This is a genomic window from Brevibacterium sp. CT2-23B (assembly GCF_013168765.1).
Taxonomy (GTDB): Bacteria; Actinomycetota; Actinomycetes; order Actinomycetales; family Brevibacteriaceae; genus Brevibacterium; species Brevibacterium sediminis.
In genome coordinates this window covers 904018-916027 of record NZ_JABBYK010000001.1, presented here as the reverse complement: position 1 = coordinate 916027, position 12010 = coordinate 904018, and the positions used below count along the sequence as shown (strand labels likewise).

Annotated in this window: 10 protein-coding genes; 6 read left to right on the top strand and 4 right to left on the bottom strand. The window is 65.2% G+C overall.

What is annotated here, in order from left to right:
- Window positions 1-76 precede the first annotated feature (76 nt).
- Window positions 77-805 (top strand): DNA repair protein RecO, encoded by a 729-nt coding sequence (gene recO, locus HIM68_RS04255; protein WP_139469816.1) that lies wholly within the window; start codon window positions 77-79, stop codon window positions 803-805.
- Window positions 802-1578, top strand: a complete 777-nt coding sequence (locus HIM68_RS04250) for an isoprenyl transferase (protein ID WP_172169833.1) — start codon at window positions 802-804, stop codon at window positions 1576-1578. The genes recO and HIM68_RS04250 overlap by 4 nt, the downstream gene beginning before the upstream one ends.
- A gap of 183 nt (window positions 1579-1761) precedes the next feature.
- On the opposite strand, the gene HIM68_RS04245 is transcribed toward HIM68_RS04250, so the two are convergent.
- Window positions 1762-3558: a DEAD/DEAH box helicase gene (locus tag HIM68_RS04245; protein ID WP_172169831.1), complete on the bottom strand. Its 1797-nt coding sequence runs from the start codon at window positions 3556-3558 to the stop codon at window positions 1762-1764.
- 383 nt (window positions 3559-3941) lie between these two features.
- On the opposite strand from HIM68_RS04245, the gene HIM68_RS04240 reads away from it, so the two are divergent.
- Together HIM68_RS04240 and HIM68_RS04235 are read left to right on the top strand one after the other, a co-directional pair.
- Window positions 3942-5324 carry a glycine--tRNA ligase gene (locus HIM68_RS04240; RefSeq protein ID WP_172169829.1) on the top strand — a complete coding sequence of 461 codons (1383 nt, stop codon included), beginning with the start codon at window positions 3942-3944 and terminating at the stop codon, window positions 5322-5324.
- Between the two features lie 164 nt (window positions 5325-5488).
- Window positions 5489-6808 (top strand): YibE/F family protein, encoded by a 1320-nt coding sequence (locus tag HIM68_RS04235; RefSeq protein ID WP_172169827.1) that lies wholly within the window; start codon window positions 5489-5491, stop codon window positions 6806-6808.
- Window positions 6809-6881: 73 nt separating this feature from the next.
- On the opposite strand, the gene HIM68_RS04230 is transcribed toward HIM68_RS04235, so the two are convergent.
- Complete coding sequence (locus tag HIM68_RS04230; protein ID WP_169252425.1) at window positions 6882-8273, bottom strand: aspartate aminotransferase family protein; 1392 nt, start codon at window positions 8271-8273, stop codon at window positions 6882-6884.
- Complete coding sequence (locus HIM68_RS04225; protein ID WP_101547408.1) at window positions 8270-8755, bottom strand: Lrp/AsnC family transcriptional regulator; 486 nt, start codon at window positions 8753-8755, stop codon at window positions 8270-8272. Before HIM68_RS04225 ends, HIM68_RS04230 begins: the two co-directional genes overlap by 4 nt.
- 141 nt (window positions 8756-8896) lie before the next feature.
- Here HIM68_RS04225 and HIM68_RS04220 point away from each other — a divergent pair, with 141 nt between their 5' ends.
- Together HIM68_RS04220 and HIM68_RS04215 are read left to right on the top strand one after the other, a co-directional pair.
- Entirely contained in the window at window positions 8897-9148 is a 252-nt protein-coding gene (locus HIM68_RS04220) for a hypothetical protein (RefSeq protein WP_172169825.1), read from the top strand.
- 32 nt (window positions 9149-9180) lie between these two features.
- Window positions 9181-10509: a M24 family metallopeptidase gene (locus HIM68_RS04215; RefSeq protein WP_172169823.1), complete on the top strand. Its 1329-nt coding sequence runs from the start codon at window positions 9181-9183 to the stop codon at window positions 10507-10509.
- An 84-nt stretch (window positions 10510-10593) separates the two neighbouring features.
- Here HIM68_RS04215 and HIM68_RS04210 read toward each other — a convergent pair whose 3' ends face one another.
- The gene (locus HIM68_RS04210) at window positions 10594-11982 is read right to left on the bottom strand and encodes an L-lactate permease (protein ID WP_172169821.1); all 1389 of its coding nucleotides are present in this window, start codon (window positions 11980-11982) and stop codon (window positions 10594-10596) included.
- Window positions 11983-12010: the final 28 nt, after the last annotated feature.

Sequence of the window (12010 nt, the reverse complement as noted above, 5' to 3'; positions counted from 1 at the left end):
CTGCGCGGTCGATCTCACAGCAGTCGCTTAAGCGCGGCGGGGTGATTCCCCGCCGCGCTTCAGCGATAATGGGCGGGTGCACAACTATCGTGATGAAGGCATCGTGCTCCAGGGGCACAAACTCGGCGAAGCCGACCGCATCGTCACCGTGCTCACTCGCAGCCACGGCCTCGTCCGCGCCGTCGCGAAGGGGGTGCGCCGGACGAAATCGCGGTTCGGCTCCCGCCTCGAACCCTTTATGCTCGTCGACCTGCAATGCCATGTCGGGCGCAGCCTCGACATCGTCACCCAGGTCGAACTCGTCGAACCCTTCGCCCGCGGAATCGCCACGGACTTCGATGTCTATTCGGCCGCCTCGGTGATGGCCGAAACGGCGCGCAGCATCACCGAAGCCGAGCCCCAATCCCGCACGCATTTCCTCCTCCTCGTCTCTGCGATCCGTTCGCTGTGCAACCGCGAACACCCGCCGAGGCTGTCCCTCGATGCGTACCTGCTGCGCGCGATGTCCGTGGCCGGGTGGGCACCGAGCCTGCTCGACTGCGCCCAGTGCGGGAATCCCGGACCCCACCGCGCGTTCTCCGCAGCCTTGGGCGGGGCCGTGTGCACGAACTGTCGCCCCTCCGGTGCCGCGCTGCCCGACACCGATGCGCTCGAACACATGGCCGCGCTCCTGTCCGGCGACTGGGAGCGCGCCGAGGCCTCCGACCTGCACGATCAGATCGACGGGTCGAAGCTGGTCTCGGACTGGGTGTCCTGGCACCTCGAGCGCAATATCCGATCACTGAGAATTCTGGAGAGCACATGAGCTACCCCGTACCACCGGCCCACCCCAGCGGAGCGAGACCTCCGCGCATCGACGCGAAGTTCGTGCCCCGGCACGTCGCGATCGTCATGGACGGCAACGGTCGGTGGGCGAATCAGCGGGGGCTGCCGCGCACGGAAGGGCACAGAGCCGGGGAAGCTTCGCTGCTCGACGTCATCCACGGCGCGATCGAGGTCGGCGTGGACTATCTGTCGGCGTATGCGTTCTCGACGGAGAACTGGAAGCGCTCACCCGAAGAGGTGCGCTTCCTCATGGGGTTCAACCGTGACGTCATCCGCCGCCGTCGCGATGAGCTCAACGCCCTGGGCGTGCGGATCGTGTGGTCCGGCCGGCGCGGACGGCTGTGGCGTTCGGTCATCGACGAACTCGAGACCGCCGCGGAGATGACGAAGAACAACACCGGTCTCGTGCTCCAGTTCTGCGTGAACTACGGTGGACGCTCCGAGATCGTCGACGCGATCAATGAGATCACCGCCGAGGTGGCCGCCGGGAAGCTCAAACCCGGCAAGGTCTCGGAGAAGACCGTCCGCTCCCGCCTCTACGCACCCATCGTGCCCGACGTCGACCTGTTCATGCGGTCCTCGGGGGAGCAGCGGACCTCGAACTTCCTGCTCTGGCAGTCAGCCTATGCCGAGATGGTCTTCCAGGATGTGCTGTGGCCCGACGTCGACAGGCGCACCCTGTGGGCGGCGATCGAAGAGTACGCCCGCCGCGACCGTCGCTTCGGCGGAGCCGTGGACACGCCCTCTGCCTGACGCGAAGGCTGAGGACTGAGTCACAGCTTCCACGGGCTTCTGAGGCTCGGCCGGCCCGTTCCACTCTGCTGACGACGAGGGCCCCGCAGCATCTTGCTGCGGGGCCCTCGTCATGGCTTCGGCCGGATCGGCGCTTCACCGTTCTCACGACTCCGGGGGAGTCACGGTCATGACGCGATCGGTTCAGTAGTGGTCGCGGGAGCGGTCGCCGCGTCCGCCGAACTTCTTGCCGCCTCGGCGATCACCGCGGAAGTTGCGGCCGTCACCGGGCTGCTTGTCGAAGTTGCGCTTCTTGAACGGGCGTCCCGGGCGACCGGAATCCGGACGGATGTCGATGGGACGGCCCTGGATCTCGGTGTGGGAGAGCTTGCGCAGCACCGACGGGTCGAGGTCCTTGGGCAGGTCGACGAGTGTGTGGTTCGAACGGATGTCGATATGGCCGATCTGCTTCGAGGTGATTCCACCTTCGTTCGCGATCGCACCGACGACGGCGCCCGGCTGCAGGCGCTCATTGCGTCCGAGGGCCAGACGGTAGGTCGTCATGTTCTCATCACGGGCACGTCCGCCACGGCCCGGACGGCCGCCGTCACGACCGCCGTCGCGGTCACGTCCCTGACGACGTGCCGGTTCGGGCATCGGCTCGGCCTTGAGCGTGTTCGACTCGAGGACGAGGGACGCCAGCGCGGCGGCGATGTTCGAGGCCGGCACATCACGGGAGAGCGAGTACGCCTCGATGACGTCGGTGAGTTCGGACAGTTCGGTCTGCGCGAGCACATCGTCGATGCGCTTCGTGAACTTGTCGACGCGAGTGTTCGTCAGCTCTTCGACGCTGGGCAGGGTCAGCGGTTCGACTTTCTGCTTCGTGGCGCGCTCGATGGAGCCGAGCATGCGCTGCTCGCGCGGAGTGACGAAGAGGATCGCCTCACCGGAGCGTCCGGCACGACCGGTGCGGCCGATGCGGTGGACGTAGGACTCGGTGTCGTGCGGAATGTCGTAGTTGACGACGAGCGTGATGCGCTCGACGTCGAGACCGCGGGCGGCCACATCGGTGGCGACGAGGATGTCGATCTTCGCCTCACGCAGCATGTCGATCGTGCGCTCACGTGCCTGCTGCGGGATGTCGCCGTTGATCGCGGCGGTCTTGAACCCGCGGGCACGCAGCTTCTCGGCCAGCTCCTCGGTGGCCTGCTTCGTGCGCACGAACATGATGATGCCCTCGTACTCCTCGACCTCGAGGATCCGGGTCAGCGCATCGAGCTTGTGCGAGTGCTGAACCATGAAGTAGCGCTGGCGGATGTTCGCGCCGGTCTGCGACTTCGCAGCGATCCGGACTTCCTTCGGGTCGTCCAGGTACTTGCCGGTGATCCGGTGGATCGAGGACGGCATGGTGGCCGAGAACAGTGCGACCTGACGGTCGGGACCGACCTGGCTGAAGATCTCTTCGATGTCTTCGGCGAAGCCCATCTTGAGCATCTCGTCGGCCTCATCGAGGATGAGGTGCTTGAGGCTGCCGAGCTTGAGCGAACCCTTCTTGAGGTGGTCGATGACGCGACCGGGGGTGCCGACGACGACCTGCGCGCCACGGCGCAGACCCGCCAGCTGCGGGCCGTAGGCCTGACCGCCGTAGATCGGGAGCACGGAGAAGTCGGACAGTTCCGTGGCGTAGGAGGTGAACGCCTCGGCGACCTGGATCGCGAGTTCGCGAGTGGGGGTGAGTACGAGGGCGAACGGGCCGTCGTCGGCGCGCCCCGCCTCGGCGAGGTCGGACAGGGCCGGCAGGGCGAAAGCCGCGGTCTTGCCGGTTCCGGTCTGGGCGAGACCGATGACGTCACGGCCCGACAGGAGGGTCGGGATCGTCTCGGCCTGGATGGGGGTGGGGATCTCGTAGCCCTGCGCCTCTACGGCCTTGAGCACGAGCGGGTGAAGTCCCAGTTCGGAGAATCTCGGAGTGGTTTCGTCGTTTGCGGACACATCGGTCATGAGTGATCTCTCTCACGTCGGCACACACTTGATCGCAGATGACTGTAGTGGCGATCTACCCTGCGGCCGCTTGTGCAATCATCGTGAGCAATCCGGGCCGAAACCGTAGAGATCCAAGAACTCGCTTGGACAGACGTGAAGACGTCGGTACGGAGAAAGGTTTGGGTGTACCCCAAGTCTACATGCCACACGCTCGCCGAGGCGGTCCCGGAGTAGGAATCCGAGTGTGAGATCAGTCGCCTCCGGTGGTCTCCTGCCGTTGCCGAGGTCGGGCGTCAGGGAGGGTCGGGTCGGCGTTGAGGAAGCGAAGGCGTGACCAGTTAGGCTGGTACCTGCGAGCCACGGCAGCCGGCCGTCGGCGAACTGAAACAAGGAGAGAACTAGTGGCACAGTCCAAGTTGGATGCCGTCATCGCCCTGGCCAAGCGCAGAGGATTCGTCTTCCAAGCAGGAGAGATCTACGGCGGTTCCCGCTCGGCATGGGACTACGGGCCCTTGGGCGTGGAGCTCAAGGACAATATCAAGGCCCAGTGGTGGCAGCAGTTCGTGCGCGGTCGCGAAGACGTCGTCGGCCTCGACTCCTCGATCATCCTGCCCAAGCGCGTCTGGGAAGCCTCCGGCCACGTCGCCACCTTCGTCGATCCTCTCGTCGAGTGCCTCAACTGCCACAAGCGCCACCGCGAGGACCACCTCGTCGAGGCGTATGAGGCGAAGAACAAGAAGGCTCCGGAGAACGGCATGGCCGATATCGTCTGCCCCGACTGCGGAACCCGCGGTCAGTGGACCGAGCCGCAGGAGTTCTCCGGTCTGGTCAAGACCTTCCTCGGACCCGTCGACTCCGAAGCCGGACTCCACTACCTGCGTCCGGAGACCGCGCAGGGCATCTTCGTGAACTTCAACAATGTGCTCACCGCCGCCAGGAAGAAGCCGCCGTTCGGCATCGGCCAGATCGGCAAGGCCTTCCGCAACGAGATCACCCCCGGCAACTTCATCTTCCGCACCCGTGAGTTCGAGCAGATGGAGATCGAGTACTTCGTCCACCCTGACGAGGCCGATGACTACTACAAGCAGTGGGTCGAAGACTGCTGGTCCTGGTTCCTCGATCTCGGCATCTCCGAAGACAACGTCCGCCGCCTCGACGTTCCCGCCGAGGACCGTGCGCACTATTCGGCGGGCACCATCGACATCGAATACCGCTTCGGCTTCCAGGGGTCCGAATGGGGCGAGCTGATGGGTGTGGCCAACCGCACCGACTACGACCTCGGCACTCACACGGAGGTCTCGGGGGCGAAGCTGCAGTACTTCGACCAGGCCAGCGGAGACCGCTACATCCCATATGTCATCGAACCCTCCTTCGGCCTGACCCGGTCGATGATGGCCTTCCTCGTCGAGGCCTACAGCGAGGACGAGGCGCCGAACACGAAGGGCGGCGTCGACAAGCGCGTCGTGCTCAAGCTTGATCCGCGTCTGGCCCCGGTCAAGGCTGCGGTGCTGCCGTTGAGCCGCAACGAGAAGCTGACTCCGGCGGCGAAGGATCTCGCTGCGACGCTGCGTCGACGCTGGAACATCGACTTCGATGATGCCGGCGCCATCGGCCGTCGCTACCGTCGCCAGGACGAGATCGGAACGCCGCTGTGCATCACCGTCGACTTCGACACCCTCGATGATCAGGCAGTGACGATCCGCAAGCGTGATGACATGAGCCAGGAGCGCGTGAGCATCGATCAGGTGGAGAACTACCTGGCCGACCACCTCGCCGGAGCCTGACCCCAATTACTACCTGACGGCGGCCCAGCAACCTGGCGCCAGGTTGCTGGGCCGCCGTCAGGTAGTTCTGGGCTGGCTGCCTCGGTGAGCACCAGCCGCCATTCCGCCCTGGTCGACCGCCCCGCATCTGTCCGGTCAGCCGTCCCTGAAGGATCGCCATGCATATGACGTCCACACTCGAACCGAAGGCCTCGCCGAAGGTTCGTCTGATCATGCTCGCCTGCCTCATCCCGCTCATCGTCGTCACGATCGCCGGACTCTTCGTACTGTGGCCGTCGGGACCCGACAAGGATCTGCCCGGTGGCGGGCCGACGACGAACACGGCCGAGGGGACCACCGATACGAAGGTCACCGTCACCGCCGTCGACGCTTCGGACTGCGACCCGGGGGAGACGGACCCGATGGTCCGCGCCGACTGCACGACATACACCGTGGAGGCGGACGGGCAGGAAGGCAGCCTCTACGTCACCCCCGACGCGGTCAAGGCCGGCGTCGATGTCGGAGACACGATCAAGGTCCTCGACTTCACGAAGTCACCGGACCGGGCGGAGATGGGCACCGACTACGTGTTCATCGATTTCGACCGGAACGTGCCGATGCTCGCCCTGGCGATCATCTACGGGATCGTCGTCCTCCTCGTCGCCGGTCTGCGGGGACTGCGCGCACTCATCGGACTCGGCTTCGCCGGTGCCGTGCTGTTCGTCTTCATGCTTCCGGCGATGCTCGACGGCAAACCGCCGGTGCTGGTGGCGATGGTCTCGGCGAGCCTGATCATGGTCATCGCGCTCTACCTGGCACACGGAATCTCGACGCGGACGTCGACGGCGCTGTTCGGAACGGTGCTCGGCATCGTCATCACGGGCATCCTCGGTGCGTGGATGACGTCCTGGGCGAATCTGGGCATCGCCTATTCGGAGGACGGGTATCTGCTGGTCGATACGACCGATCTGGGGATGACAGACATCATCGTGTGCGCGATCCTCATCACCGGACTCGGAGTGCTCAACGACGTCACGATCACACAGGCTTCGGCGGTGTGGGAGCTGGCAGCCGCTGCCCCGGAGATGAAGCCCGGTCAGCTGTTCTCCCGGGCGATGCGCATCGGGCGTGACCATATCGCCTCGACCGTCTATACGATCACGTTCGCGTATGTGGGCTCGGCGCTGATGACGCTCATCATCGTCTCCGCGCACGATCAGCCGCTGTTCGACACGTTCACACTCGGAGACATGTCGATCGAGGTGGTGAGCATCCTTGTGTGCTCCATCGGTCTGGTCATCGCGATCCCGCTGACGACCGGACTCGGTGTCCTCGTGGTGAAATCGGGAGTGCGACCGCCGAGGCGGACCACCGGATCCGCTGCTGCGCCCGGCACGATCACGGCTGCGGACCCAGGCACGATCACGGCGGCGGACCCCGCCGAGGAGCGGCCGCCGATGACCCGTCGCGAGGCCCGTGAACGCGACCAGAACCGCTTAACTTAACCCCGGAACTACCTGACGGCGGCCCAGCAACCTCGCGCGAGGTTGCTGGGCCGCCGTCAGGTAGCAATTGGGGTCAGAACATTGTCCAGGCTTCCTGCAGGACGCCGCGGATGATCTGCTCCATCTCGTCGAACTCGTTCTGACCGACGGTCAGCGGAGGCGAGAGTTGGATGACCGGGTCGCCGCGGTCGTCTGCGCGGCAGTACAGGCCGCTGTCGTACATCTTCGCCGACACGAAGTTCTTGAGGATCCGCTCGGACTCCTCTTCGGTGAACGATTCCTTCGTGTCCTTGTCCTTGACGAGTTCGATTCCGTAGAAGAATCCCTCACCGCGGACGTCGCCGACGATCGGCAGGTCCTTGAGCTTCTCGAGCGTGAACTTGAACGCCGCAGCATTCTCGTGCACGTGGTCGTTGAGCTTCTCCTCTTCGAAGACGTCGAAGTTCGCCATCGCCGCGGCACAGGCGACGGGGTGACCGCCGAAGGTGTAGCCGTGGTAGAAGGTCTCGTCTCCGCCGGGGCCGAAGGGCTCGAAGAGCCGATCGGAGGCGATCATCGCACCCAGCGGTGCATAGCCGGAGGTGATGCCCTTGGCCGAGGTGATGATGTCGGGAACATAGCCGAAGTCGTTGCAGGCGAACATGTCGCCGATGCGGCCGTAGGCGCAGATCGTTTCGTCCGACACCAGCAGCACGTCATACTCGTCGCAGATCTCGCGGACCCGCTCGAAGTATCCGGGCGGCGGCGGGAAGCAGCCGCCGGAGTTCTGCACGGGCTCGAGGAACACGGCGGCCACGGAGTCGGCACCTTCGAACTCGATGGCCTCACCGATGCGGTCGGCGGCCCAGCGGCCGAAGGCCTTCTCATCGTGGGCGAGGTGCTCAGGTGCCCGGTAGAAGTTCGTGTTCGGCACCTTGTGCGCACCGGGGACCAGCGGAGCGAACTGCTCACGCAGGCCCGGCAGCGAGGTCACCGACAGCGCACCGTGCGGCGTGCCGTGGTAGGCGGTCGCCCGCGAGATGATCTTGTGCTTGCCGGGTTTGCCGACGAGCTTGAAGTAGTTCTTCGCCAGCTTCATGGCAGACTCGACCGAGTCGCCGCCGCCGGAGGTGAGGAAGACCCGGTTGAGATCGCCCGGCGCATAGCTGGCCAGACGTTCCGAGACCTCGATCGCCTGTGGGTGGGCATACGACCACAGGGGCATGAACGGCAGCTTAAGCGTCTGGTCATACATCGCCTTCGCGATCTGCTCACGACCGTGGCCCACCTGAACGGTGAACAGGCCGGCGAGGCCGTCGAGGTACTTCTTGCCCTTGTCGTCGAAGATGTGGTGGCCCTCGCCGCGTACGATGACCGGCGCCTCACCACCGTTGAACAGTGCTTGGTGTGGTGACATGTGCATCCACACGTTGTTGCGGATGGCATCCTGATAAGGAGTGCCGGCCCTGGTGACATTGTCTGTCATCGCGTCCCCCAGTTGTATTTCTGCTTTTCGAGTGAGAGGTACATGAAGAGCTCCGTATCCACGACGGCATCGATCGAGCGGAGCTCCTCATTGACGAACTCGATCAGATGCCGATCCGATTCACACACGATCTCGACCAGGAGGTCGAACGAACCGGCGGTGACGACGAGGTAGTCGATCTCGTCGTAGTCGTGCAGCTTCTCGGCGACCGCGGAGATATCCCCGCGGACCTTGAGCCCCACCATCGCCTGCCGCGCGAATCCCAGACTCAGCGGGTCGGTCACGGCGACGATCTCCATGACGCCCGAATCGATGAGCCGCGACACCCGCTGGCGCACGGCGGCCTCGGACAGGCCGACGGACTTGCCGATGGCCGAATAGGATTTCCTTCCGTCGTGTTGCAGCTCGACGATGATCGCCTTAGATTTCTCGTCGAGATTCCCCAGTCGGGAACCGCTGCCGTTCGGCAGAAGCGGGTCCATTCTTCACCTCCGTGATGTGCGTCTCAGAACAATCTATCACCGAATCTGCTGAAATGCGCTGTTATGTATGCGAATTCAGTCGAAACTGAAAATGTTTGGTTCTGGATTCGTCAATATCGCCGAGGCGGCCGACGGGTATCCATGTCGAGTGCCGTTTCCGCGGCGCCCGGATCCGCCGCTGCCGTCCACCTGAAACCGCAGTTTGCCGACCGTCTGAAACTGCAACTCGCCGACCGCCCGAAATCGTCGTTCGCGGATCACTGGGGCGGCCGCTCGGCGGTTGCCCGGATCCCTGTTGCGAAGGACTGCGAACCGCCGTTGCGAAAGCCCGCCGATCCCCGCGGGTGCGCGGATCGGCAGACCGCCGACAACACGCGCATCGACAGTGATTGACAGTATGTGAGCGAGATCACCACACTGGGATCATGAATGAGGGTGAGCTGTTCTACGGCGGCGATGACAATCGCCCGGATGTGTACGGGATGCGTCCCGGAGCCGAGCAGGGGCAGGCCGGCAAAGAGGTCAAGGCGCGCCCGCAGCCGGTTCCCGGCGAGGTCGATACGATCGGTGCGAACGAACTGTCGTTCAGCGCCGAGGAGTACCTCGGGCGGATCGCTTCGGTGCGCAACCGGATGGTCGACCAGGGCTTGGCCGCGCTCATCGTCACCGACCCGGCGAACATCTACTATCTCACCGGCTACAACGCGTGGTCGTTCTACACCCCGCAGCTGCTCTTCGTGCCGTCGTCGGGACCGATGACGTTGTTCATGCGCGATATGGACGCACGGGGAGCCTCGCATACCTCCTGGCTGCCGCCCGAGGACATCGTCGGCTATCCCGAACGCTATGTGCAGCGTCCGCATATCCACCCCTTCGACTGGGTCGCCTTCGCCCTGCGCCAGCGGTGGGAGGTCGCCCGTGCCTCGACTTCTCCGGTCGGGGTGGAGATGGATTCGCATTTCTTCTCCCCGCGAGCCTTCCGGGCCCTGGTCAACGGCGTGCCTGAATGGCGCCTCGTCGACTCCTTCGAACTCGTCAACTGGATCCGCGCGGTCAAGTCTCCGGCGGAGATCGCGCTCATGCGCAAGGCCGCAAAGGTGACCACCGCCGCCATGGACGCGGCACTGGGCACGATCGGCGTCGGCGTCGGCCAGAACGAAGTGGCGGCCGCGATCTCCGAAGCCCAGACCCGAGGAGGCGACGGAGTCTGGGGCGACTATCCTTCGATCGTCCCTCTCATGCCCACCGGAGAAAGCGCGGACACCCCGCATCTGAGCTGGACCGATCGGAAGTTCGAACGCGACGAATCGGTGAGCATCGAACTCGCCGGAGTCCACCGCCGCTATCATGTTCCGCTGGCTCGCACCGCGGTGACCGGGCGACCGAAGCAGGAGCTCGTCCGCCTCGAGGGCGTGGTCGCCGAGGCGCTGTCCGCGGTCCTCGACGTCGCCGCACCCGAGGTGCCCACCGCGGAACTCGCCCGCACCTGGAATCGCGTGCTCGCCCTGTCGGGACTGGAGAAACCCAGTCGCCTGGGGTACTCGATCGGGATCGGCTACCCTCCCGACTGGGGCGAGCGGACGATCTCGATCCGCACCGAGGACGACCAGATCCTCGAGGCGGGAATGACCTTCCACCTCATCGGCGGAATGTGGATGAACGGCTATGGAATCGAGCTCTCAGAACCGGTGCTCATCACCGACACCGGCTGCGAACCGTTCACCCATTTCCCGCGTGAGATCATCCGCGTCTGAGGCGTTCCGCGGCCGCCCTCGGGCACAGCCCGCCCGCCTCAGCAGTCTCCGTCCGCATCCCCGAGCCGAACTCGCCGGCGACGATCAGGCGAAGAACTGGATCCACAGGCCGAGGGCAAGGGCGTTGATCCCCGCCACCGCGAGTGCTCGGCCCTGCACCCAGGAGATGTCCTTCGCCGAGGCGGCCACCGATGAATCGGCGATCTGCACAGCCATCGCCACCCGTGGGGGAGCGGCGAGAGCGGCCAGCGATCCTGCCGCGTTTCCGGCCGCGACGACCGGCAGGGCCGAAACATGCGATGATGCGGCGGCCGCGGTCAGAGTGCCGGTGAACATCGAGTTCGCTCCAGTGTTCGACCCGGTGAGCACCGCTCCGATGGAATTCAGCCAGGGAGTCAGCAGAATGAGCCCGGCCGGCAGCAGGGAACCGATCGCCTCGCTCATCCCCGTCGTCGTCATGATCCAACCCATGAGCATGAATGCGGCGGTGCCGACGCCGATGGGAACCCAGGAACGCACGGCCGCAACCGTGACATCGCGTCTGCCGGCGACGGTGATGGCAGCGATGAGACAGGCGGCGGCCAGCCAGAACGGGGGAGAGGCGATGATCTGCGTGAAGGTCGACGGCAGCGCGGCATGCAGGGCCCGTGCCAACAGCAGGCCCACCGTGAGCACCCCGTAGGGAAGAACGGCCACGCCGAGGCGGCGCGTGAGCCCCGTGGCTCTCTTGCGGATCATGAACAGCGCACCGACGAGGAGGATGACGATCAGCGATCCGATGATTCCCGACGGGGCCATGCCGATGACGGAGCTGGAGGCGAGGATCCCCGCCCACAGGAGTGCGCCGGCGCCGATGATCCCCAGCGCCGAGGCGGCGGACGGTCGCATGATCGCGACCACGGCAATCGCGACGATGATGACCGGAATCGCGTTGATCCACGCCGTGGCCAGACCGAGCTCGTCGACGTCCAGTCCGGCCAGCGCCGCTGCGACGGTGGTGCCCGGTCCCAGGGCACCCCACGGCACCGCGATGAGGCCGAGGAGGCCGAGGATCGCGGACTGCCGCAGGGTGCAGCCGAGATGACGGAGGATCGGCACCCCGACGGTGACGCCGATGCCGAAGCCGGTGACCGATTCTGCGAAGGGCACGATGCCGAACACGACGAGCGCGACCCCGAGCGGGCGCCCCGGTGACAGCGACTCGACCCAGGACGAGATCTGCGACATCGACCCTGCGGACTCGAGCAGGCGGGCGAGCAGCATGCCGAAGAGCAGGATGAGCGCGACCTCGAGGATGAGCGGAAAGTAGTCGATCCCCGATTCCACCAACACCGAGGCGGGGGTGGGGAAGACGAAGGCGACGAGACCGGCCGCGAGCACGGCGCCGGCGAGAGCGGCGACCCAGGAACTCTGTTTGAGCAGGAGCAGGACGATGGCAATGAGGATCGGTGTGAGAGCCAGCACTGCCGCCATGGGTGAAGTTTCCTTTGTGAGATATGAT

Excerpts from the sequence above, each read along its gene's own strand:
- HIM68_RS04250 (WP_172169833.1), top strand. The coding sequence starts at position 802 with ATGAGCTACCCCGTACCACCGGCCCACCCCAGCGGAGCGAGACCTCCG.
- HIM68_RS04245 (WP_172169831.1), bottom strand. The coding sequence starts at position 3,558 with ATGACCGATGTGTCCGCAAACGACGAAACCACTCCGAGATTCTCCGAA.
- HIM68_RS04235 (WP_172169827.1), top strand. The coding sequence starts at position 5,489 with ATGACGTCCACACTCGAACCGAAGGCCTCGCCGAAGGTTCGTCTGATC.
- HIM68_RS04230 (WP_169252425.1), bottom strand. The coding sequence starts at position 8,273 with ATGACAGACAATGTCACCAGGGCCGGCACTCCTTATCAGGATGCCATC.
- HIM68_RS04225 (WP_101547408.1), bottom strand. The coding sequence starts at position 8,755 with ATGGACCCGCTTCTGCCGAACGGCAGCGGTTCCCGACTGGGGAATCTC.
- HIM68_RS04220 (WP_172169825.1), top strand. The coding sequence starts at position 8,897 with ATGTCGAGTGCCGTTTCCGCGGCGCCCGGATCCGCCGCTGCCGTCCAC.
- HIM68_RS04215 (WP_172169823.1), top strand. The coding sequence starts at position 9,181 with ATGAATGAGGGTGAGCTGTTCTACGGCGGCGATGACAATCGCCCGGAT.
- HIM68_RS04210 (WP_172169821.1), bottom strand. The coding sequence starts at position 11,982 with ATGGCGGCAGTGCTGGCTCTCACACCGATCCTCATTGCCATCGTCCTG.